This is a genomic window from Dictyoglomus sp. DH (genome assembly GCF_055181375.1).
On sequence record NZ_CM143706.1, the window covers coordinates 1,386,428 to 1,410,647 of the forward strand.

Annotated in this window: 26 protein-coding genes; all 26 read right to left on the reverse strand. The window is 32.2% G+C overall.

Translation table 11 applies throughout. The annotated features are described in order from the left end of the window. Positions 1-10 precede the first annotated feature (10 nt). Positions 11-211 (reverse strand): 50S ribosomal protein L35, encoded by a 201-nt coding sequence (gene rpmI, locus ACY3JJ_RS06895; protein ID WP_463081920.1) that lies wholly within the window; start codon positions 209-211, stop codon positions 11-13. Then, a complete protein-coding gene (infC, locus tag ACY3JJ_RS06900) occupies positions 204-767 on the reverse strand; it encodes a translation initiation factor IF-3 (RefSeq protein WP_463092597.1) in 564 nt (187 codons plus the stop codon). Before infC ends, rpmI begins: the two co-directional genes overlap by 8 nt. A gap of 15 nt (positions 768-782) precedes the next feature. After that, positions 783-1,808 carry an RNA polymerase sigma factor RpoD gene (gene rpoD / locus ACY3JJ_RS06905; protein WP_463081919.1) on the reverse strand — a complete coding sequence of 342 codons (1,026 nt, stop codon included), beginning with the start codon at positions 1,806-1,808 and terminating at the stop codon, positions 783-785. A 26-nt stretch (positions 1,809-1,834) separates the two neighbouring features. Continuing rightward, the gene (dnaG, locus tag ACY3JJ_RS06910; RefSeq protein WP_463091359.1) at positions 1,835-3,577 is read right to left on the reverse strand and encodes a DNA primase; all 1,743 of its coding nucleotides are present in this window, start codon (positions 3,575-3,577) and stop codon (positions 1,835-1,837) included. Beyond that, positions 3,578-4,612 carry a deoxyguanosinetriphosphate triphosphohydrolase gene (locus ACY3JJ_RS06915; protein ID WP_463091360.1) on the reverse strand — a complete coding sequence of 345 codons (1,035 nt, stop codon included), beginning with the start codon at positions 4,610-4,612 and terminating at the stop codon, positions 3,578-3,580. It lies immediately after the preceding gene. A 51-nt stretch (positions 4,613-4,663) separates the two neighbouring features. Beyond that, positions 4,664-7,333, reverse strand: coding sequence for a pyruvate, phosphate dikinase (ppdK, locus tag ACY3JJ_RS06920; protein ID WP_463091361.1), 2,670 nt, complete (start codon positions 7,331-7,333; stop codon positions 4,664-4,666). A gap of 92 nt (positions 7,334-7,425) precedes the next feature. Further along, positions 7,426-9,489, reverse strand: a complete 2,064-nt coding sequence (gene glyS, locus ACY3JJ_RS06925; RefSeq protein ID WP_463091362.1) for a glycine--tRNA ligase subunit beta — start codon at positions 9,487-9,489, stop codon at positions 7,426-7,428. Between the two features lie 4 nt (positions 9,490-9,493). Then, positions 9,494-10,381: a glycine--tRNA ligase subunit alpha gene (glyQ, locus tag ACY3JJ_RS06930; RefSeq protein WP_463091363.1), complete on the reverse strand. Its 888-nt coding sequence runs from the start codon at positions 10,379-10,381 to the stop codon at positions 9,494-9,496. A 5-nt stretch (positions 10,382-10,386) separates the two neighbouring features. Next, on the reverse strand, positions 10,387-11,100 hold the full coding sequence (recO, locus tag ACY3JJ_RS06935) for a DNA repair protein RecO (RefSeq protein WP_463091364.1): 714 nt from the start codon (positions 11,098-11,100) through the stop codon (positions 10,387-10,389). Further along, the gene (gene deoC / locus ACY3JJ_RS06940; protein ID WP_463091365.1) at positions 11,084-11,743 is read right to left on the reverse strand and encodes a deoxyribose-phosphate aldolase; all 660 of its coding nucleotides are present in this window, start codon (positions 11,741-11,743) and stop codon (positions 11,084-11,086) included. The genes recO and deoC overlap by 17 nt, the downstream gene beginning before the upstream one ends. A gap of 17 nt (positions 11,744-11,760) precedes the next feature. After that, the gene (gene era, locus ACY3JJ_RS06945; protein ID WP_463091366.1) at positions 11,761-12,654 is read right to left on the reverse strand and encodes a GTPase Era; all 894 of its coding nucleotides are present in this window, start codon (positions 12,652-12,654) and stop codon (positions 11,761-11,763) included. Further along, positions 12,654-13,046: a cytidine deaminase gene (gene cdd / locus ACY3JJ_RS06950; protein ID WP_463081910.1), complete on the reverse strand. Its 393-nt coding sequence runs from the start codon at positions 13,044-13,046 to the stop codon at positions 12,654-12,656. Before cdd ends, era begins: the two co-directional genes overlap by 1 nt. After that, positions 13,046-14,647: a CTP synthase gene (locus tag ACY3JJ_RS06955; RefSeq protein ID WP_463091367.1), complete on the reverse strand. Its 1,602-nt coding sequence runs from the start codon at positions 14,645-14,647 to the stop codon at positions 13,046-13,048. Before ACY3JJ_RS06955 ends, cdd begins: the two co-directional genes overlap by 1 nt. Then, a complete protein-coding gene (locus ACY3JJ_RS06960) occupies positions 14,644-15,894 on the reverse strand; it encodes a hemolysin family protein (RefSeq protein WP_463091368.1) in 1,251 nt (416 codons plus the stop codon). Before ACY3JJ_RS06960 ends, ACY3JJ_RS06955 begins: the two co-directional genes overlap by 4 nt. 42 nt (positions 15,895-15,936) lie before the next feature. Beyond that, positions 15,937-16,305: a diacylglycerol kinase gene (locus tag ACY3JJ_RS06965; protein ID WP_463091369.1), complete on the reverse strand. Its 369-nt coding sequence runs from the start codon at positions 16,303-16,305 to the stop codon at positions 15,937-15,939. Next, positions 16,302-16,733, reverse strand: a complete 432-nt coding sequence (gene ybeY, locus ACY3JJ_RS06970) for an rRNA maturation RNase YbeY (protein WP_463091370.1) — start codon at positions 16,731-16,733, stop codon at positions 16,302-16,304. The genes ACY3JJ_RS06965 and ybeY overlap by 4 nt, the downstream gene beginning before the upstream one ends. Continuing rightward, the gene (locus ACY3JJ_RS06975) at positions 16,730-17,626 is read right to left on the reverse strand and encodes a PhoH family protein (protein ID WP_463091371.1); all 897 of its coding nucleotides are present in this window, start codon (positions 17,624-17,626) and stop codon (positions 16,730-16,732) included. The genes ybeY and ACY3JJ_RS06975 overlap by 4 nt, the downstream gene beginning before the upstream one ends. 7 nt (positions 17,627-17,633) lie before the next feature. Next, positions 17,634-17,804: a 30S ribosomal protein S21 gene (gene rpsU / locus ACY3JJ_RS06980; RefSeq protein ID WP_148807442.1), complete on the reverse strand. Its 171-nt coding sequence runs from the start codon at positions 17,802-17,804 to the stop codon at positions 17,634-17,636. A 16-nt stretch (positions 17,805-17,820) separates the two neighbouring features. Beyond that, positions 17,821-19,074 carry a MiaB/RimO family radical SAM methylthiotransferase gene (locus ACY3JJ_RS06985; protein ID WP_463091372.1) on the reverse strand — a complete coding sequence of 418 codons (1,254 nt, stop codon included), beginning with the start codon at positions 19,072-19,074 and terminating at the stop codon, positions 17,821-17,823. Between the two features lie 4 nt (positions 19,075-19,078). Beyond that, on the reverse strand, positions 19,079-19,819 hold the full coding sequence (locus ACY3JJ_RS06990) for an RsmE family RNA methyltransferase (RefSeq protein ID WP_463091373.1): 741 nt from the start codon (positions 19,817-19,819) through the stop codon (positions 19,079-19,081). Between the two features lie 8 nt (positions 19,820-19,827). Next, a complete protein-coding gene (gene hrcA / locus ACY3JJ_RS06995; protein ID WP_463091374.1) occupies positions 19,828-20,865 on the reverse strand; it encodes a heat-inducible transcriptional repressor HrcA in 1,038 nt (345 codons plus the stop codon). 97 nt (positions 20,866-20,962) lie between these two features. Further along, positions 20,963-21,805: an SDH family Clp fold serine proteinase gene (locus tag ACY3JJ_RS07000; RefSeq protein ID WP_463091375.1), complete on the reverse strand. Its 843-nt coding sequence runs from the start codon at positions 21,803-21,805 to the stop codon at positions 20,963-20,965. Between the two features lie 15 nt (positions 21,806-21,820). Then, entirely contained in the window at positions 21,821-22,498 is a 678-nt protein-coding gene (locus tag ACY3JJ_RS07005) for a rhomboid family intramembrane serine protease (RefSeq protein WP_463091376.1), read from the reverse strand. 19 nt (positions 22,499-22,517) lie between these two features. Beyond that, entirely contained in the window at positions 22,518-22,895 is a 378-nt protein-coding gene (locus tag ACY3JJ_RS07010; RefSeq protein ID WP_463081899.1) for a RidA family protein, read from the reverse strand. A 3-nt stretch (positions 22,896-22,898) separates the two neighbouring features. Next, positions 22,899-23,501 carry an RdgB/HAM1 family non-canonical purine NTP pyrophosphatase gene (gene rdgB, locus ACY3JJ_RS07015; RefSeq protein ID WP_463091377.1) on the reverse strand — a complete coding sequence of 201 codons (603 nt, stop codon included), beginning with the start codon at positions 23,499-23,501 and terminating at the stop codon, positions 22,899-22,901. Then, positions 23,498-24,220: a ribonuclease PH gene (gene rph, locus ACY3JJ_RS07020; protein WP_463091378.1), complete on the reverse strand. Its 723-nt coding sequence runs from the start codon at positions 24,218-24,220 to the stop codon at positions 23,498-23,500. Before rph ends, rdgB begins: the two co-directional genes overlap by 4 nt.

The following is a 24,220-nucleotide window of genomic DNA, read 5'->3' on the forward strand; positions in this document are numbered from 1 at the left end:
CTCCCCTATTTTATAGACTATATGGTAGATTTCTTTCTACCTTCCAACGATCAACACTTTTAATTTCTCCAGGAATATCTAATCTTCTCTTCCTGGAAGAACTCTTCTTACTTAAATTATGTCTTTTTCCAGCCTTCTTATGCAAGATTTTGCCAGTAGCAGTTACCTTAAACCTCTTAGCAGCTGAAGATCTTGTTTTCAGCTTACTCATTTTTTACCTCCTCTAATACTACTTTTTTATTTGAAGATTTTTTTGTAGGCACAAGCATTGTAACCATAGTCATTCCAACTTGTTGTCCTTTCTTTTCTGCTGTGCCCAAATCTGCTATGTCTTGCAAAATTCTTTCTAAAAGTTTATCACCCCATTCATTATAAATCAACTGTCTACCTTTAAAAAGTATTATCAGTCTTACCTTATATCCTTTTTCTAAAAATTCCCTTATTTTCTTTAGTTTAACCTGATAATCATGCTCTTCAATATTTGGTCTTATCTTGATCTCCTTTACTTCTGAAGCTATTTTTTGGCTCTTTTTAGCTTCTTTTTCCTTTCTTGTTAATTCATACTTAAACTTACCATAATCCATTATTCTACAGACAGGAGGATTTGCATTAGGTGCAACTTCTACAAGATCTAAATGTCTTTCTCTCGCCAATTTAATAGCTTGATCAATAGGCATTATACCAAGTTGTTTACCATCTTCCCCTACTACTCTTACCTCCTTTGCTCTTATCTTCTCATTGATTCTATAATCTTTCTCTATTGAAATACACCTCCTTAAAAATTATTCTTCTAAGTAATCTTTTATTTTTTTACTTCTGCTTGGATGGCGCAATCTTCTCAAGGCCTTGGCTTCTATTTGCCTTATTCTTTCCCTTGTTACATTAAAAAGTTTACCCACTTCCTCTAAAGTTCTTGGTTGATTATCTTCTAACCCAAATCTTAATTTAAGAATCTCCCTTTCCCTCTCAGAAAGCTCATTCAATAATTCCTCTATATCTTTTTTCAAAGATTTTTGAATTGCAATATCAGCAGGACTCATACCTTTGTTTTCCACGAAATCAGCCAATCTATTATCTTCATCCTCACCTACAGGCATCTCCAAGGATAATGGCTCTTGTCCTATCATACTTATCTCTCTTATCTTTTCCACAGGAAGCCTTACCCTTTCTGCAATTTCTTCTTCAGTTGGCTTTCTTCCAAGTTCCTGTGTAAGCTGTCTTGTAACTTTATGTATCTTATTCATTGTCTCTACCATATGTACTGGTATTCTTATAGTCCTTGCTTGATCAGCAATAGCTCTTGTAATTGCTTGTCTTATCCACCAAGTAGCATAGGTAGAAAACTTATATCCTTTTCTCCAATCAAATTTTTCAACAGCTTTAATAAGACCAAGATTCCCTTCTTGTATAAGATCTAAAAAAGATAAACCCCTTCCAATATATCTTTTGGCTACACTTACTACTAACCTTAAGTTAGCCTCAATAAGTTTCTTCTTAGCCTCTTCATCTCCTTCTTCTACTCTTTTGGCAAGTTCTATCTCTTCCTCTGGGGTAAGTAATGGAATCTTTCCGATTTCTTTTAAATACATCTTTACAGGGTCATCTAATTCTATCTCTTCTGGAAGCTCTAAATCTTCCTCAATAGTTTCAGGTATACTATCCTCTTTTATATCCACAAATAAATCTTCCGCATCTATCAATTCATGGTCTTCCAAGTATTTTTCTACTTCCTCTATATTATCCTCAGGATAAGGAAATTCCGTCAAAACTTCATCAGGAGTTACTTTTTTAGGCTTTTTCTTAGTCATTTAAAATCATCTCCTCCTTAAAAATTTCACTTCTTTACTTCTAAAAGACTCCTCAAGAAATATATTTCTTCCATAATTTCTTTTTCTTTTTCAAGATCAGTCAATGATTTTGATAACTCCTCTATCAATCTGTTTATCTCCTTTTTTATTCTAAGCTTTTGAAAATGATCCCACAAGTAGGGAATTATATCTTTTTGTTTTATAAACTCTTCACCTGATAAAATTGCCCTCTCTATAAGGATTCTTTTATCTTCTTCCCATTGACTTAAAAATTCTTCTAAACTCTTTTCTTTATCCCAAATCCTCCACTTTTTTAAAACATCCTGATACAACACAAAGGTAAAATCATCAGGACTCATATTCTTTATTTGTGTATGTTCAACACCCAATAAAATCAATCCTAACAAAGCTTCTTCCGTTTTTGATACTCCATAATAACGTGTTATTTGAACCTTAGCTTTATCCTCTGTTATTCTACCAGAAAAAATTCTCTTCTGTATCTCTTTTTGAAGCCCTTCTTCGGGCACTCCTATTCTCTTACTTATTAATGGTAAATATTGCTTTATTTTTTCTTGCTGGACAAGTATATTTTTACTACGAAGAATGGAAGATGTCAATATTTCAATTATTTCTTCTAATTTTTCTTTAAAGGTCATGGGTAAATTTAATACATGATCAACAAGAAAATCTAAAGAAGGTTTACTATCTTTAATAAGATTCAAGAATTCATCTTTTGAATATTTTTGTATAAACTCATCTGGATCTTTTACGTCAGATGGAAGAGATAACCAATATACCTCTAAACCTTCCAACTCAAGAATAGATAATGCTCTTTTCCCTGCTTGAAAACCTGCTGGGTCTTGATCATATCCTAATATCACTTTATTAGTATAATTTTTTAAAAGCTTCGCTTGTGAAGAAGTTAACGAAGTACCTAAAGAAGCCACCACATTACCTATACCTTCTTGATGAAGTGAGATAGCATCCATATATCCTTCAACTAAAATTGCCTCCCCATCTCTTTTTATAACTTCCTTTGCTTGAAATAGGGCATATAGATTTTTACCTTTACTAAATATCTCACTCTCTGGAGAGTTTATATATTTAGGGTCTTCGCTAGTTATGGTCCTTGCTCCAAAACCTATTATATGACCTCTAAGATTAAATATTGGAAAAATTATTCTTCCAGCAAAAGGATCCTTCCATTCATCTTTTACGTTATATAAAATTTTAGATTTAATGATATCCTCTTTTTGAAAACCTTTTTTAATAAGATATCTAAGAAGAAGCAAGGAATTTTTAGGAGAAAATCCCAAAAGAAATTTTTCTTGAGTCTCTAGTGAAATCCCCCTTTTTTTTAAATATAACCTTCCTTCTGCTCCATATTTACTTGTTAGATAAAGATGATAAAACACACCAGCAGACTTATAAATTTCTAATAAAACATTACCTTCTGCTGTAATAGTCTCTGATTTTTTTGGCAATTCTAAACCTAACTCATGTGCTAATTCTTCTAATGCTTCTCTGAAGGTTATATTTCTGTAATTTACAAGAAAGGAGAAAACATCTCCCGCAGCCCCGCACCCAAAACAATGGTAAAGTCCTTTATCAGGACTCACATAAAAAGATGGCGTTTTTTCCTGGTGAAAAGGACAAAGACCCACATAATTTTTCCCACTTTTTTTAAGACTCACATATCTTGAAATAACATCTACTATATTAATCCTTTGTTTAACTTCCTCTACAAAATCTTCCATCAAAAAACCCATTTAGAAGAACCTCCATGGCTTTGGGATAAAGATACTTTCATATAACTCTATTGCATATCTATCTGTCATTCCTGCCAAAAAGTCTTTAATTTTTATTACTAAATCATCTTCTGGAAGATTTTGAGGAAGTTTTTTAGGATTTTTCATAAAGTAATCAAAAAGTCCATATAATAAGAGTTTAACCCTTTCATTTTCTGATTTAACATGCGGATTTATATACAAAGTCTCATATAAAAAAATTCTAAGCTCCTCTATAGCATCAAGAATATCATATTCAAATTCAAGATGATCTTTATTTAGGCTATTAAAGACTAAATTCTTTACCATGGTATCTATTCTTTCTTTGTGTGTTTTCCCAAGAATCCTTATAATCTTATCAGGTATATACTTCTCATCTATCACTCCTGCTCTTAAGGCATCATCAAGATCATGATTTAAATAAGCTATAACATCTGAAAATCTTACAACTTCCCCTTCTAAAGTCTCGCAAACCTTGTTACTAAAACAAATTCTAAGATCTTTTTGCCCTTTGCTATGTTGTAATATACCCATCCTTACCTCATATGTTAAATTTAACCCCTTGCCACCTTTCTCTATTTTATCAACAACTCTTAAACTTTGTTCAGCATGAGAAAAACCAGAATAACCATAAGACTTTAAAATCTCGTCAAGAACATCCTCTCCCATATGTCCAAAAGGAGTATGGCCCAAATCATGCCCTAAAGCTATAGCCTCGGTGAGATCTTCATTTAAAGAAAGAGCCCTTGAAATAGTTCGAGCTATTTGTGATACTTCAAGGGTATGAGTTAAACGAGTTCTATAATGGTCTCCCTCTGGAGCAAGAAACACTTGAGTTTTATGTTTTAACCTTCGAAAAGCCTTAGAATGGATAATCCTATCTCTATCTCTCTGAAAACATGTCCTTAAAGGACATTCTTCTTCAAATACAATTCTACCCTTGCTTTTACTACTCAAAGTAGCATAAGGTGAAAATAAAATTTTTTCTTGTTCTTCTAATCTCTCCCTGATTAACATTCTCTTAGGGGGGAGAAGTTTTTACTCCTCCCCCCTAAATTTATCACCTCTTTAAGCTGTCCTATCTACAAATTCCATTTGCTTTTGATATTTCAATGTAGCTTGTGCAGCAGCAAGTCTTGCAATAGGTACTCTGAAAGGTGAACAACTTACATAATTCAAACCTATTTGATAGCAGAACTCTATAGACTTAGGATCTCCACCATGTTCACCACAGATTCCAACTTTTAAGTCAGGCCTTGTAGATCTTCCTTTTTGAATTGCTATTTTCATTAGTTCTCCTACACCTTGTGTATCTAAGTGTTCAAATGGATCATCTTCAATGTATCCCTTTTCTCTATATCTTCCTAAGAACTTACCTTCAGCATCGTCACGGCTGAAAGCAAAGGTCATCTGAGTAAGGTCATTAGTACCGAAGGAGAAGAATTCAGCGACTTGTGCAAGTTTGTCAGCAATCAATGCAGCTCTTGGAACCTCAATCATAGTCCCAACCTTATATTCAATATTAACTCCATTCTTTTCTAAAACTTCTTTTGCTACTCTATGTATTAAATCTCCAAGAACTTTCATTTCAGACTCTAATGCTACAAGAGGGATCATAATTTCTGGTTTTACAGGAAGTCCTTCTTTAGCTACTGCAACAGCCGCCTCCATAATTGCTCTTACCTGCATTTCAAATATTTCTGGATAAATCATTCCCAATCTACAACCTCTAAATCCCATCATAGGGTTAAACTCATGCAATCTTTTTACTACAGAAAGTAATTTTTCTTTTTCTTCTAATTCTTTTCCTGTAATTCCCTTTGCTTTCATAACTTCAACTTCTACAGTTAAATCCAGTAATGGTGGTAAGAATTCATGTAATGGTGGGTCAATTAATCGGATTGTTACAGGTTTTCCTTGCATAGCCTTGAATAATCCTATAAAATCCTCTCTTTGTACTGGTAATAATTTTTCTAAAGCCTTTCTTCTTTCTTCTTCAGTTTCTGCAAGAATCATCTCTTGTACTAATGGAAGCCTATTTCCTAAGAACATATGCTCTGTTCTTGCAAGACCTATCCCTTCAGCACCATATTCAAATGCTTTTTGTGCATCTTCAGGAGTATCTGCATTAGCTCTTACACCAATCTTCCTAATTTCATCAGCCCAAGAAAGAAGCTCTATTAATTCGTTGCTTAAAGTAGGTGGAATCATTGGAACCTCTCCTAAAATTACTTCACCAGTAGAACCATCTATTGTAATAACATCATCTTTCTTTACTACCACATCACCCACACGAAATTCTTCTTTCTCAAGATCTATCTTTATTGCCTCACATCCTACTACAGCGGGCTTACCCATTCCTCTTGCAACTACAGCTGCGTGGCTTGTCATTCCACCTCTACTTGTTAATACACCTTGAGCTGCTGCAAGACCACCAATATCATCTGGTGTGGTCTCAGGTCTTACAAGGATGACTTTTTCTCCTTCTTTTCCTCTCTTTTCTGCCTCACGAGAAGAGAATACTACTTTTCCAGAAGCTGCACCTGGAGATGCAGGAAGACCCTTTGCAATTACTTTCTTTTCAGCCTTTGGATCTATTTGGGCATGAAGCAACTGATTTATCTGTTCTGGAGAAACCCTTAATATAGCTTCCTCTTTTGTAATTAATCCTTCCTTGACCATATCTACAGCTATTTTAACTGCTGCTGCAGCTGTTCTTTTTGCATTTCTTGTCTGAAGCATGTAAAGTTTTCCTTTCTCAATTGTAAATTCTATGTCTTGAACATCTCTATAATACTTTTCAAGTAGATCTCTAACTTCAAGAAGTTGCTTATAAACTTCAGGCATTTCTTCCGCTAATTTTGAGATTGGTTGAGGAGTTCTTATTCCTGCTACCACGTCTTCACCCTGTGCATTAGTTAAATATTCACCATAGAATTCCTTTTCCCCTGTAGATGGGTTTCTCGTAAAGGCTACTCCTGTACCACTATCATCACCCATGTTTCCAAAAACCATAGTTACAATATTTACTGCTGTACCATAGTCCTCTGGAATATTATGGAGTTTCCTATAAATTATGGCTCTTTCATTATTCCAAGAATCAAAAACTGCTTTTATAGCCATTTCAAGTTGTTGATATGGATCTTGAGGGAAATCTTTACCATGCTCTTTCCTAACAAGCTCTTTATAGGCTTCTACTACTTTCTTAAGAGTTTCGGCTGTAAGTTCACTATCTAATTTAGCTCCTTGCTCTTTCTTATAGTGATCTAAAATTTCCTCAAATTTCTCATGAGGAATACCAAGAACTACATTTCCAAACATCTGTATAAATCTTCTATAAGAATCATAAGCAAATCTTTCATTATTACTCTTTTTTGCTAAACCTTTAACAGTCTCATCATTAAGTCCAAGGTTTAAAATTGTATCCATCATTCCTGGCATTGATACAGGTGCTCCAGATCTTACAGAAACAAGTAGTGGATTCTCAGGATCAGCAAATTTCTTACCTGTCTTTTCCTCCAATTTTTTCATTGCTGCTAAAACTTCTTCCATTAAACCTTCTGGAAGTTTCTTATCGTTTTCGTAATATTCTTTACATACTTCAGTGGTGATAATGAATCCTGGAGGAACTGGGAGACCTGCTTTGGTCATATCTGCTAATCCTGCACCTTTTCCACCAAAAAGAAGACGATTTTTACCATCTGCCTCCTCAAATAGATATACTCTTTTCTTTGACATATGTCATCCTCCTTACTTTTATATTTTTTTAAAGTTATCTTATGAGATTATATCATAAACGTATCAAGACTAATTTTAATGAAAGTTTAAAGTTATGAAAGTTTACTCCAATCACAAAATTCCCATAAAAAGGTTTTAATATTCCAAATTAAAGAAAGCCTATTATTCTTTTCATCTTCATTTGGAGACATCACTAAAACGTTGTCAAAGAACGCTTCTATATCATTAGCAAAAGTAATTAATAGTTCATGCTTAAAAAGATTCAGATAATCACCTTTTTCTAAATCTTTTTCTAAATCATTTTTTATTTTAACAAAATCCTCATATAACTTTTTCTCATAATTTGAGACAAAAAGTTCTGGCCTGATTTCTTTCAAGGTTAACTCCTTTGGTAAGATCCTATAAAGTCTATTGAAAGCTTTAACCACACTATTAAAATTTGGATCCTTTTTTGTTTCAATAATAAAAGCAATTCTTCTTTTTGTTTTCCATAATGGATCAAAATCCACACTCAAAACACTTTCCACTACCTCAAGAGGATACATATCTAATAAAATATTCCTTAATCTTTGACCTATAAAAATAAAACCTTGATAAAGTCTATCTCTACTCTCACCAAAACCATATACCTTCCAAGCATACTCAAGAAGCTCCTTTATACTAAGCCTAATATCACTTTCTAAAAATATCTTAAGAAGACCTCCTGTAATTCTCCTTAGTCCAATAGGATCCTCAGATCCAGTAGGGAAAAGACCTAAAAAGAAATATCCAGCAAGGCTATCTATTCTATCCGCAATTCCTAAGAGAGATGCTAAATAGTGAGATGGTATCTTTTCATCTAAGGTTCTTGGATAGATATATTCACCAATTATTGTAGGAATAGGTTCTTTTTCTCCTGAAATTTTAGCATAGATGCTTCCCATAATAGCATGTAGTTCAGGATACTCACTAACCATTAAAGTCCCCAAATCTGCTTTATATAAATCAACGCACCGTAACAATATTTTTGTTTCATCTTCAGAAAGAGACAAAATCCTTGAAATTTCATAAACTATTTTCTTTACTCTTTCTACTTTATCTTTAATAGTACCAAGCTTTTCTTGGAAAATAATACCTTCTAATTTTGACGTATAACTTTCCAAAGGATTCTTAATATCTTCATTAAAGTAATATTCTGCATCAGCAAGTCTTGCTTTCAAAACCCTTTCATTACCCTCTATTACAATATCCGCATATTCCTTTGTCCCATTTCTTATTACTATAAACCTGTTAACTAAATTACCATCTTCATTTCTCAATGGAAAATATCTTTGTTTCTTTTCCAATGTCACCTTCAAAACTATATCTGGTAATTTTAAATATCTTTCATCAAAGTGTCCTAATAAAGCAGTAGGATATTCTACTAAAAAATTAACCTCATCTAATAGTTCTGCATCATAATCTAATATGAGAGAATTAGCCTCAGCTATTTCTTTTATTTGTTTTAAAATATTATCCTTTCTTTCTATATGATCAACAATTACAAAATTTTCTCTTAAGATATCTAGGTATTTTGTTGCATCACTAACTTCTATGAAGGATCTTAAATAAAATCTTGGAGGTCTTGTGTATTTTGATGAATTTACCCCTGCCACATTTATAGGTACCAATTCATCTCCATAAAGAGATAGAATCCAGCGTATGGGTCTTCCAAAAGTAAAATTAACATTTCCCCATTTCATCATCTTAGGAAATCTTATACTCTTAAGCATATCTACTACAAAAGACTGGATAATTTCTATTGTAGGTTTTCCTTCTCTTACCCTTTTTAAAAAAACATATCTTCCTTTTGAAGTATCTTTTATAATTAAATCTTTTAAATCTGCCTTATTTTGTTCAGCAAACTTTTTAGCAACATCTGTCCATTCACCATCTTTATATGCTATATGGGCTGCAGGTCCTCTTATCTCTTCTTCTTGAGATTCTTGAAAATCCTTTAATTTTTCCACATATATAACTAACCTTCTTGGTGTTGCCCAAACTTTTAAATCACTGTATCTTAAATAATTTTTTTCAAAATAATCAAAAGAAAAATCTTTTATTTGTTTAATTGCTGGTTCTAAAAAACTTGCTGGCATCTCTTCTGTGCCTATTTCAACTAAGAGATCTCTTTCCAAGATTTTATTCCCCCTTTCTCCACGCCTTATTTAGAAGAGGATATCCTAAAGCTTCTCTACTTTTTAAATAGTTTTCAGCAGCTTTTGATGCTAATTTTCTAATCCGTGATATATATTGTGTTCTTTGTACCACACTTATAGCACCTCTTGCATCTAATAAATTAAATGTATGAGAACATTTCAAAACGTAATCATAAGCAGGAAAAGTTAATCCACTTTCCAACAATCTTTCTGCCTCTTTCTCATATTCATTAAATAATAATCTTAATCTCTCAACATCAGCTAATTCAAAATTATATTTACAATGCTCTATTTCCCCCTGCAGGTGTACATCTCCATAAGTTACATTGTCTTGCCATTTTATATCTTTGAAATCATCAACTCCCTGTATATACATAGCAATTCTTTCAAGACCATAGGTTATTTCAGCAGATATAGGAAACAAATCAAATCCCCCACACTGCTGAAAATATGTAAATTGAGTAATCTCCATTCCATCCAACCAAACCTCCCAACCTATCCCCCATGCTCCTAAGGTAGGAGATTCCCAATTATCTTCAACAAACCTTATGTCATGCTTTTCTATATCAATACCTAAATATCTTAAACTTTCAATATAGATTTCTTGAACATCATCTGGAGAAGGCTTAAGGATTACTTGATACTGATAATAATGTTGAAGACGATTTGGATTTTCTCCATACCTACCATCAGTAGGTCTTCTCGAGGGCTCTACATATGCAACATACCAAGGTTCTGGACCTAATACTCTAAAAAAAGTAGCAGGATTCATAGTACCAGCACCAACTTCTATATCATACGGTTGTTGAATTATACACCCTTGTTTATGCCAAAACTCATCAAGTTTAAAAATAATCTCTTGAAAAAGCATTTTTTCTATACCTCCTGTTCTATCCTTTTTGTCAAAATAGGCATTAATTTTTTTATTTCCTCAAAGCGTGTAATAATATTAGATCCAATTATATAATTAAAATCACAGGTTAAAATCTCATTATATTTGTTTATAACCTCTAAATCTATTTCTATATCCAAATTATTACAACCTACACAATAAACTTTATAATCTTCGATATTCAATAACAATTTTTCATCGCTATTAAATTTTCTTCCACACTTTACACAGTTAGTTGGGAGGAAAGGTAAAAGTCCAAGTTTTTGCCAAAGTTTAATTAAGAAGATATCCCCTGAAGTAGTAGCATTATTCTCTTTTATTTCCTTTAAAAAATTATATAATAGATCAAAAACTTCCTTATCTTTTACCCCCTCAGGAAGAAATTTCTCAGCCCTTTTTATATAAGTAATAGCATATATAAAGGTATCTACATCTTTTTTTATATTAGCAAATCTTTCTATTACCTCCCAATTTATAAGAAGATCTAATTCCTTCCTTTTCACAAAATATCCTTTTCCAAGAGTAATAACCTCAACCTTTCCTCTCAGGCGATTTTTTATTTTTAAAGCACCTGGAGCCTTCACCCAATACTTCCCTTTCTCTTTTCCGTAAAAAAGTAAAACCAAATCTCCATCTCCTATTTTCCTTCTATCTATAATTAACCCTTCTTCATAATAATATCTACTCTCTAAGTTCATTTATTATAGCTATCCCATTAGATGTACCTATTCTATCAGCACCTGATTCTATCATTTGTAGAGCTTGTTCTAAAGTTCTTATACCTCCTGCTGCCTTAACCTTTAACTCTTTTCCTGCAATTTTCTTAAGAAGCAACACATCTTCTAATGTAGCTCCTGAGGGGCCAAAACCTGTAGATGTTTTTACAAAATGAGCTTTTTCTTCTTTTATTATATTTGTAACATAAATTTTCTCTTCATTTGTTAGATAACATGTCTCAATAATAACTTTTACTACTTTTCCTTGTGAAGCCTCTAAAACTTTTCTTATATCTTCCCTAAGTACTTTTTCATTTCTATCTTTTATAGCAGAAATATTAATTACCATATCAAACTCTTCTGCACCTTTTCTTAAAAGATCATCAACCTGAAAAGCTTTTGATGAAGAAGAGTTTAGACCATGAGGAAAGTCTATGACTGTACAAACTTTTATATCAGAGTCTTTTAAAATACTATATGCTAAGGAGACAAAATAAGGTTGAATACATACAGAAGCAAAACTATATTTTAATGCCTCTTTACAAAAATCAGTCACATCCTTTGAAGAGGCATTAGGTCTTAGTAAGGTATGATCTATCATTTTTGCTAAAGTCTTTTTATCCATATAATTTCCTCCTAATATTAAATATATCCAAGCTCTCTCAAAATTTCAGGTTTCTTTCTCCATTTTTCTCTAACTTTTACCCAAAGATCCAAATACACTTGTTTTTTAAAATATTCTTCCAACTCCATTCTTGCAAGAGTACCTATCTTCTTCAACATCTGACCATTTCTTCCAATTAAGATAGCCTTCTGAGTAGGTCTTTCAACTATAATAGTTGAACGAATATAAATAAGTTGTCCATTTTTTCGTTCATCAATTTCATCTACATATACTGCAACCGAATGAGGTACTTCTTGATGAGTAAGATGAATGATCTTTTCTCTTATTATTTCTGAAATCCAGAATTTATCTGTTTGATCAGTTAACATATCTGGAGGATATAAAAATTCACCTTCTGGAGATAATTCCTTTAGTTTTTCTAAAAGTAAATCTTTATTAGTACCATATAGAGCTGATATTTCAATTATATTATTTGGATCTACTCCTAAGGAGATAATCTTATTTTTTCTTTCTTCCAAAATTTTCGGTGATACAGCATCAATCTTATTGAGTAATACTAAACAGGGTTTTTTTTGCCCTTTTACAAAATGAAGAAGGGTTTTATTATCTTCATCAAGTTCTAAGGTTGCATCAATTACATATAATACAATATCAGAGTCTTCAATAGTCTGTTTAATAGTTTTTTGCATATACTCCCCAAGTAAATGTTTTGGAGGAAACCATCCAGGAGTATCTAAAAAAATAAATTGTGCGTATTCTAAAGTCAAAACTCCTAATATCCTTTGCCTTGTTGTTTGAGGTTTGTCAGCTACTATAGAAACTTTTTCTCCTACTAAAAGATTCAATAGGGTGGATTTACCAGCATTGGGCTTACCTATAATACTTACATAAGCAAGTTTAGTATTGCCCATTATTTTTCCTCCAATTTAAAACTGTGAGGTAATAACTCTTCTACTTTATATCTATAAAATCTTTCTTCTTTAGAATTATACAATAATACTTCCATCTTAGGAGAAAATTCCATCATAACCTGTCTACAAGCCCCACAAGGTGGTACTCCATCTCCATCTTTACCAACAATCACAATTTTCAAAAATTCTTCCTCACCCTCACTAACTGCTTTAAAAATAGCAACCCGTTCAGCACAAATAGTTAGACCATAAGAAGCATTTTCTATGTTTACTCCAGTATATATCTTTCCACTCTTAGTTAACAAAACAGCTCCTACAGGAAAGTTAGAATAAGGAGAATAGGAAAATTTCAAAACATCTCTTGCAATTTCAAGAAGGTCTTTATCTTCCATTATTTAGCTTTCTCCTTTATTATAGTTTCTATGAACCCTTTAAAAAGGGGATGAGGATTAAGAGGTCTTGATTTGTATTCAGGATGAAATTGGGTAGCCACAAACCATGGATGATCTATAAGCTCAATAATCTCAACCAATCTTCCATCAGGAGAAGTACCTACTACTTTAAGACCGTTTTTCTCAAAAAGATCTCTATATTTATTATTAAATTCGTATCTATGTCTATGTCTTTCATAAACAATCTCTTGCTGATAATACTTATAAGCTAAGGAAGATTTATCAATTACACAAGGATAAGCTCCAAGTCTCATAGTTCCACCCTTATCTTGAATATTTTTTTGTTCAGACATAAGATCTATTACTGGATCTTTAGTATTTTCATCAAACTCACTACTGTTTGCATCCTTTAACCCAATACTTCTTGCAAATTCTATAACTGCACATTGAAGTCCTAAACATAAACCCAAGAAAGGAATCTTATTTATTCTTGCCCATCTAATTCCTTCTATCATTCCCTCAACACCTCTTGCTCCAAATCCTCCAGGTACCAAAAGCCCTTCAGTACCCTCTAAGATTTCATTTACATTTAGTGAATTTACCTTATCACTTTCTATCCATCTTATATTTAATTTTACCCCATAAAATCTCGCTGCATGATTAAGTGCTTGTACTACACTTAAATAAGCATCTGGTAATGTTACATACTTACCTAAAATTGTTACATTTATTTCTCTCTGAAGTTTTTTATTTACCATTTCAGACCAATCACTTAAGTCACTCTCTCTTTTCTCCAACCCCAAAAAATTACATACCAAATCTCCTAATCCTTCTTCTTCAAAATAAAGAGGTATAGCATAAATATCATTCACATCCACTCCACTTATTACTGCTTCAGGCTCTACATCTGTAAATAAGGCAATCTTTTCCCTAATACTCTTTGGTAATCTATCCTTTGCTCTACAAAGGATTATATCCGGCTGAATTCCTATGCTTCTTAACTCTTTAACACTATGCTGGGTAGGTTTAGTTTTTAATTCTCCTGTAGGAAATAAAGATGGGACAAGAGTAACATGAAGATAAATAACATTATCTTTACCTACATCTTTTCTAAATTGCCTTGCAGCCTCTAAGAAAGGTAAGCCTTCAATATCACCTACTGTACCTCCTATCTCCACAAGAACTACATCAGCTTGGGTTTCGTTTGCTACTACTCTAATGCTTTCTTTTATCTCTTCTGTAATATGAGGTATTATTTGTACAGTTGAACCCAAGTACTTACCTTCTCTTTCCTTTTTTATCACTCTTGAATATATCTTGCCTGTTGTAACATTATTTAGAGCGGATAAATTTACATCCAAAAATCTTTCATAATGACCCAAATCAAGATCCGTTTCTGCACCATCCTCAGTTACAAAAACTTCTCCATGTTGATATGGATTCATAGTACCAGCATCCACATTTATATATGGATCGAACTTCAATGCTGTTACTTTATAACCTCTACTTTTTAAGATACGTCCTAAAGATGCCGTTGTAAGACCTTTTCCTAAGGATGATATAACTCCACCAGTTATAAAAATGAATTTTGTATCTTTCATTTCTCCTCTTCTCCCTCATCCTTCTTAGTTTTTTTAAGAATTTTTACTTTCTCAATTCTTTGCCTTCTTACACTCTCTATTTTAATAACTACATCACCTAAATCAATCTCTTCACCTTTTGATGGTACTCGCCCTAAAATATCCAAAATAAGGCCACCTAAGGTATCATATTCTGTTTCTGGCAATCTCATACCCCAAGACTCCTCTAATACATCATTAAGTTCATAAATATTCATCTTAGCATCCACTAATAATGTGTGATCATCTATAAAAGAGAATTTAGTTTCTTCTTTATCATACTCATCTTCTATTTCTCCTACAATCTCTTCTAAAAGGTCCTCTAAGGTTACCAAACCTGCGGTACCACCATATTCATCTACCACTATAGCCATATGTGCCTTTCGCCTTCTCATCTCATTAAAAAGCTCATTAATCTTCATATTTTCAGGTACATATATAACTTCTCTTATAAGATCTTTTAAGCCAATATTTTGATCCTTTTCTGCAAGAGCTTTTAAAATATCTTTAGCATGTACAATACCTATAATATTATCAATACTTCCTTCATATACGGGTAACCTTGAATGACCTTCTTCAATTATTTTTTTCCATGCCTCTTTTAAGGAAGCATCAGAACTTATACATACCATATCTATTCTTGGCACCATAACTTCATGTACTTCTGTATCTGTAAACTCAAGGACATTATTAATTAATTCCTTTTCTTCTTTTTCTATTATTCCCTCTTTCTCACCTACATTTACCAAAGTTAAGAATTCATCTATAGTAGCAAAAGGTGAAATCTTTTCTTGGCCTCCACCAATTATTTTATAAAAAAGGCTACTAAAAGTCAGTACAAAGTTGGTAATAGGAAGCATTATTAAATATAAGGGATAATATAAATTAATTACAGATAGAGCATACCTCTCTTTATATCTTAATCCTAAAGATTTAGGGATTACTTCTCCAAAAATCACTATAAAGAAGGTAGAAATACCTGTAGCAATAGCTATACCAAAATTTTGAGTTATGCTTAGAGCTATTCTTGTAGCAATCGAAGAAATCAAGATATTTACAAGATTATTAGCAATAAGGATCGTACTTAAGAGCTTCTGAGAATTTTCCATCAATTTCATCAACCTTTTTGCTCTTTTGTTACCATTCTCTGCTAAATGGTGAAGTCGAATCTTAGGTGATGAGAGAAGTGATGTCTCTAAAGCAGAAAGAAAACCAGAAATAAATAACAAAATTAATATCGTAAAATATTCCAGCTTTTCCTCACACCCCTTTTATTGAAGTCTAAAGATTTTTATATATTTTATAAATATTAAAATACCTGAAATAAAAGCCAAAAGCGACAATATAAAAACAGCTGATGCTGACAAGTCCTTAACTATTTTTATCTGAGGAGAATAACTATTATTTATAAAGTCCATAGCCTTTTCTATAGCTGTATTCATATACTCAGCACTTATAACAACTCCAATCCATAATAACACAACAAGTATATCATTTAAGCTAAAATGAAAACAAAGCATAAAGAGAATTAATATACCTGTAATTAATATCTGAATTTTAATGTTTCTTTCGTATTTAATACCAAATACAAGACCATCTATTGCTTTAGTGAAACTTTCCCTAAGACTTCTATTTTTCATTTTTTCCATAGACTTATTAAGTTTAAGGTTTCTCTTTCCATTTCTTCAAAATCTTTTTCTTCTTCATGATCATAACCAAGAATATGTAAAGTGCCATGAAGACTTAAAAAAGCTATTTCATCTAATAAATCTTTATTATTTTCTATTGCCTGTTTTGCAGCAGTATCATAAGAGATATATATTTCACCAATAAGTCTACCCTTGGGATCTTTTCCTAAGGAAAATGACAAAACATCTGTGGGTATGTCTTTCCCTCTATATTTACTATTTAGCTCTTTAATCTTATCATCATCAACTATAACAATAGATAAATCATATTTATTAGGTAAAAATCCCTTTTTCTTAAAAACCTCTTTAATAAAGTCTTTTACTTTATCAAGTTCCTTCTTATTAATTTTATTCTTCAAATCAAATACATTTACGCTCATTTAATTTTTTTCTCCCATTTTTCATAAGCTTTAATTATCTCTTTCACGATATCATGTCTAACCACATCTTCTTCCGTGAGTTCCACAAAAGCAATACCTTTTATTCCTTGCAAAATTTTCCAAGCTTGCATAAGACCAGACATTTCATTAGTATCAAGATCTGTTTGAGTAACATCACCCGTAACAACCATTTTACTTCCAAAACCAAATCTTGTTAAAAACATTTTCATCTGCATTGGAGTTGTATTCTGTGCCTCATCTAGAAGAACAAAAGAATCTTTAAAGGTCCGTCCTCTCATATAAGCTAGTGGAACTATCTCTATCATATTTCTCTCTATATATTTTAAAAGCCTTTCTAGTCCTAAAAGTTCTTCTAAAAAATCATATAACGGCCTAACATATGGATCTACTTTTTGTTGTATATCCCCAGGGAGAAAACCAAGCTTCTCACCTGCTTCAACTACTGGTCTTGTCAATACTATCTTCTTTACTATATTATTCCTCAAAAAAGAAATACCCATAGCTATAGCCAAAAAGCTCTTACCTGTTCCTGCGGGCCCTTTTGCAATAACAATTTCATTTTTTTCTATAGCTTCCACATATTTTTTCTGCCCTGGGGTTAATACTTTTACTATTTTTTTGTCAAAAATTAGAAGTTTACTTCCATCAGTAGGCCCTTTCATAGAAAAACTATTTATCTGGTCCAATAAATACTGCTCAACCCTTTTTATAACTTCAGGAGATCCATTCATTGTAATCCTATCCTCTAATATTTTTATTTCTATGTTTTCTTCTATAACCTCTATTTCTTTTAACTTTTTAGCAATATTTTCCTTATATGCTTGTAATTCTTTTGGTATTATTATCTCTGTTTTAATTATAGTCCTTTCCATATATCACTTACTTTTTCTTCTTTGATTGAGCTTTTTTTCTATTCCTTTTTTCACTAGGTTTTTCATAATATTCATGTCTACGTATATCTGACAATACTCCATCTTCTTGTAACTTTTTCTTAAATCTTTTTAAAGCACTATCCAAGCTTTCATCTTTTCCTACTCTTACTTCTGTCACATTCTTCCCTCCTTTCTTATCTTATTTTTAACTCATCTTTCAATAATTTTGCATAAACTTTACTCTTTTCCTCATCTATATCTTCTAATATTACTTTTACATAATTACCTTCTTCCAAATAGTGTGGACCTTCAAACTCCACCTTTATATAATTATCAGTCGTACCCCTGTATATATTACTCTCTTTCTCTTCTATCATAACCTCGATTTCTTTACCTATAAAAGATGATACATATTCTTCCCATAATAAATTACTCAGATCTAACAATTTCCTTTTTCTCTCTTCTATTATCCTAGGAGGAAGAGGGGTAAGCTTTCCAGCAAGAGTAAAAGGGCGAGGAGAAAAAGGAAAAACATGTATTTTCATAAACCTAATTTTTTTAGCAAATTCTAAGGTTTGTTTAAAATGTTCATCGGTTTCCTCAGGATATCCAACTATTATATCTGTAGTAATTGCAATATCAGGCACTTTTTCCCTTAACTTATTGACAAGATCAGAAAAATATTTGGTATCATATTTCCTATTCATCTTTCTAAGGATCTCATCAGATCCACTTTGAAGAGGTATATGCCAATGCCTACAAAGCTTAGGATGAGAAGCAATAGAAATCAATTTATCAGATATATCCATTGGTTCTAAAGAACTTAGTCTTACTTTGTAAAGTCCTTCTATTTCAAATATTTCAGTAAGAAGACTTACTAAAGCATTTTTATCTCCTAAATCATGACCATATGCACCTAATCTTATTCCTGTTAATACTATCTCTTTATGGCCACGAGCCACCAATTCCTCAACTTCCCTGATTACATAATCCAAACCTTTACTTCTTTCTCTACCACGAAGATAAGGAACTATACAATAACTACAAAATTGATTGCAACCATCTTGTATTTTAAGAATAGCTCTTGCTCTATCCTCAGATACCAAGAATACAGAATCTTCATTACCCCCGAAAAATTCCCACTTTTTTTTATTATCTAACAAAAAATCTACCTTCAATTCTTCTGGTAAAAGTTTAATCCTTTCTGGATAGCAACCAGCGAGTGCAATTTTAGTTTTTTTATAATGGATTCTTATGTAATTAATGAGTCTTCTTGCTTTTCTCTCTGCTACATGAGTTACAGCACAACTATTAATAAAGAAAAGATCAGGTTCGTCATTTAAAGATACTACATCCCATCCCTCTTTTATAGCTAAATACTTAAGCTTCTCTGTTTCATACTGATTTACTTTACATCCGAAAGTATAAAAAGCAACTTTTCTACTCAAGGTATTATAGTAAACCTAAGCCTCCTTTCTCATAGAGAAGGAGAGCAGAAGAAACAATAGCAGCAGTGTCCACTTTTAAAATTCTTGGTCCCATATTAAAAAATTTTCCCCCAAAATTTCTCATCATCTCTATCTCTTCTTCACTAAAGCTTCCTTCTGGACCTATAAAAAGAAAAACTTTATCTTTAACTCCATTTTCAAACACTTTTTTTAAGTCCTCTTTAGCCCCTTCCCATGCTACCAATATATCTGCCTTTTCTTCTTTAGCCAACCTAAGACATTCTTCCAAATTCAATACGTTAAAAAGATTTGGTACAAAATTCCTTCCACACTGTTTAACTGTTTCTCTTATTATTTTATTCCACCTAACATACTTTTTCTCAAATTCCTCTTTTGTTAAGTTTACAATACTTCTTTGGGTTTGTAAAGGAATAAAAGCAAAAACTCCTAACTCGGTACATTTTTCCAAAATTAGCTCCCACTTATCTTTCTTTGGTAAACTTTGACAAAGATAAATATTTACCTTGCTTTCTTTGTCACCAATCTCAGAAACAATTTTGCAAGTTATTTCTTTATCATTTACTTTTTCAACTAATGTTAGATACAATTTAGAATCATAATTTACCTGTAGCTGATCTCCTTTTTCTATTCTCAATACTTTAGAAATATGGTAAACATCATCCTTATCATCAATTATCAAATAATCTGGGGGTTTTAGTTTTGAGGCAAAGAAAGTTGGGGACATAAATAATATTAATCTCCTAAAAGTTGGGTTAACCTTTCTGATAAAGTTTTACCTATAAGTTCTACAAAGGCTAAAGATCTTTCATATTTCATTCTCTTTGGACCTATCATACCAATAGACCCTATAGTATTTTCTCCCAAAGAATATACAGTTGTAATAATACTACAATCGCTTAGTTCAGGAATACTAATCTCTCCTCCAATAAGTATTGTTAAACCCTTTCTAAGATAGGAAGTAAAAAGTAAAGAAGAGATAGTTTTTTCCTCCTCTAAGACATCTAATAAGGTTTTTACTTTATTTATATTCTGAAACTCCAAATACTGTAATATCTTTGAAACACCAGCTATAATTACACCCTCTTCTCTTTCTGTATATAATAAGTCTTGTAAAATATCTAAAACTCCAGTTTTTATTTCTATGGGTATTTTAAAATCTAGTTTTTCCTTAGATAATGTCCAATAAATCTCCTGAAGCTCCTTATTTTCAAACCTTGTATTAAGTTTCACCCTCAAATCATTAAATTCCTCTTCAGACATAGAGTTGGACAATCTTACTATCTTTTCCTTAACAACACCTGTAGAAGTAGTAACAATTATAACAACAGCATCTTCTTTCAAATCTATAAACTCAATCTTTTTCAAAGTAGTTTTATCAAGTTGGGGGAATAGAACTACACCAATAAATGCAGTTCTCTCAGAAATTAACTCTGCAACTTTTCTAAGAAGCCCTTCCCAATTAATTGAAGAAAAAATTATACTATTAGCTACCTCTATGTCCTCATTATATAATTCGTAATTATCTAGAAGAAAATCCACATAGAAACGATAACCTCTATCAGATGGAATCCTACCAGCCGAAGTATGAGGTTGTATTAGATAACCTTCTTCCTCTAAATCTGCCATCTCATTTCTAATAGTAGCAGGACTCCATCCCAGTAAATATTTTTTAGCTAATATTCTTGAACTTACCGGCTGAGCAGACTCTATATAATCCTTTACTGTAATTTTTAGTATGATCTTTTTTCTATCGTCTAACAACCTTAGCACTCTCCCTTTAAGACTGCTAATTTTTCCTTTAACATAATAGCACTAATTTTAATTTTATGTCAAGTTTTAAAAAAAGATTAAAGGGTTTAATTTGTTATTATTTTTCGTTACCTTTATGCACTCCTTTATATGGTTGATAGGGAACTGGTATATACTGAACAGAAGGTCTTGTTCCTGGATTTTGAGGATAAAGGTTCATAAGAGCATATATCTCTTTCGGTAATCCTACCTTAACAGGTAAACCTAATTTTATGGCCTCCTCAACAGTTATAGGATAATCATGAGTCCATGTACCTGTAGCAAGGATCTCTGCAAGTTCTTTAGCTTTTTCTTCTGACATTTTGTCTTTTAACAGTTCATAAACCGATTCTTTTACTTGTCTAATAGCCTTTTCTGCCACATCTCCTAATATAAGAGTTTTATCCTCAACCTTATCTGCACCTTTTCTATTTATTGCATTTAATATGGAAGCTGCAGGATATTCACCAAGTTGTGGATCTACTGGACCAAGAACCGCATTTTCATCCATAATGATCTCGTCTGCTGACAAAGCTATAAATGTACCACCAGACATAGCATAATGGGGAACAAAAACTGTTACTTTCCCCTTATGATTTTTCAAAGCATGAGCTATTTGTTCTGCTGCAAGTACAAGTCCACCAGGAGTATGTAAAATAAGATCAATAGGCATATCTTCCGGTGTCAATCTTATTGCTCTTAAAACTTCTTCTGAATCCTCAATATTTATATACCTTGCTATGGGAATACCAAAAAGATTCATTGTCTCTTGTCTGTGAATCAGGGTTATAACTCTTGATCCTCTTTTTCTCTCTATAAGCTGTATTAACCTAAATCTTTCAGCCTCAATAACCCTTTGTCTTACTATGGGAGACAAACTACTTAATATGAAGATTATCCAAAATATATCCCAAAAACCCATAAAATCACCTCCTATTTAAAAATAATAGTAATACCAATATCTTTTTCTAAAATATTTAGAAATCATAAACCCAAAAACAAAGCCACCTATATGAGCCCACCATGCTATTCCACCGCTTAAGTCTAAAAACATCAATGAGAAAAAACCAGAAAATAATTGCAAAATAAACCATAAACCCAAATAAATAAAGGCAGGAACATAAATAAAATCAATAAAAAAACCCCAAAAAGCTATAGTTAAAATTCTTGCCCCTGGATAGAATCTGATATAAGCTCCTAAAACTCCCGCTATAGCACCACTTGCTCCAATAGCAGGTATATATGGATTTACACTAAATAGGACTTGGACTAAACCAGCAACAATTCCAGAAAAAAGATAAAAAAGTAAATATCTAAAATGTCCCATAGCATCTTCCACATTATCCCCAAATATATAAAGATATATCATGTTACCAATAATATGAGACCATCCCCCATGAAGAAACATGGATGTAAAAAGAGATAAAATCGCAGAGGATAACAAATTTGGATTATAGAAACGATAAGGCAAAATACCAAACTTTAAGAAGATATTTTCCCTAATATATGATGGTAATGTAATTTCCCATAAAAAAACGGCTATATTAATAAATATAAGTAAGGTATTAACAAAAGGATATTTTTTTGAAGGAATATCATCTCTTAGAGGGATCATTCTATTAACCTTATTAATATTATAGTATAGCTATTGCTTCTATCTCAATTTTTGCACCACGAGGTAATGCTGATACTTGTATAGTGGATCTTGCTGGAGGTTTTTCTGGAAAATAGTCTTTATAAACTTCATTCATTAGAGAAAACTCAGATAAGTCTATCATGAATACTGTAGTTTTCACCACATTTGCTAAACTTGCTCCTACAGCCTCTAAAATACCTTTTATATTCTCTAATACCCTTTTTGTTTGCTCCTTTATATCTCCATCCACCATATTCCCAGAAGAAGGATCAATAGGAATTTGACCTGATATAAAGATTAAGTTTCCTACCTTTACAGCTTGAGAGTAGGGACCAATAGCAGAAGGAGCTTTTGAAGTTGATATAATCTCCTTCATAAATTAACCTCCTTTAATTAAAATTGGAAAAAACTCTTTTAATTTTTTAAATGCTATAGTTCTATGACTTATCTCATTCTTTTCCTGTTCTTTCAATTCTCCAAAAGTTTTCCCGAGGGGAGGATAATAAAAAATTGGATCATAACCAAATCCAGAATCTCCCCTTATTTCATAAGCTATATAACCTTCCACAACTCCTCCTGTCACTATTTTTATATCATTTTTATGATCATAGTATACTACTTTACAAATAAACCTTGCAGTCCTTTTTTCCCAAGGCACATCTCTCAATTTTTCAAGTATAATATTCATTCTTTCCTTATAACTTAAATCCTCTTCAAACCTTGAGGAGTAAACTCCCAATATACCCTTTAACATATTTATCTCTAATCCAGAATCTTCACCTATAGCTGGTAGATTTAATTTTTCAGAAATAAATTTTGCTTTTAGAAAAGCATTTTCTTCGTAAGTTTTTCCTATTTCTTCCGGTAAAGATATCTCTATAAATTCATCCAAGGTTTTTAAATAATCTTTATATTCTTTTAAAATCTCATAAATTTCTTTTATTTTTCCTTTATTTTTGGTAGCTAATACTATATACCTCATAATAAACCTAATGTCTTTTTTTGGATTTCTATTAGTTTTAGAATACCCTGTTTAGCCAAACTTAACATCTGTTCTAATTGTTCATGAGTAAAAGGTACCTTTTCAGCAGTCCCCTGGATCTCAACAAATCTTCCGCTCTCTGTCATTACAACATTGAGATCAACCTCTGCCCTCATATCCTCGTTTGCTGAAAGATCCAACAAAATCTCACCATCTACAATTCCAACACTTATAGCAGCAACAAACTCCTTTATGGGTATCTCCTTTATAAGTCCTTCTCTTCTTAATTTTTCTAATGCATCGTATAAAGCAACAAAAGCTCCAGTAATTGCAGCTGTCCTTGTTCCTCCATCAGCCTGAATAACATCAGCATCAATCCAGAGAGTCCTTTCACCTAACTTAGAAAAATCTATAACAGCTCTCAAAGAACGCCCTATCAGTCTTTGTATCTCTTGAGATCTTCCGTTTATTGTCCCTTTTACTACATCTCTTACTTTTCTTTCTGGTGTAGACCCAGGAAGCATTCCATATTCTGCAGTGAGCCATCCCTGGTTAGTTCCTTTCAAAAATGGTGGTACTTTATCCTCCATGGATACAGTACATATTACTTTAGTTTCGCCCATCTCAATAAGAACTGAACCAAGAGGATATTTTAAATATCTCCTTGTAATTTTAACTGGCCTAAGATCTGTGTTTGATCTTTTATCAATCCTGATCAT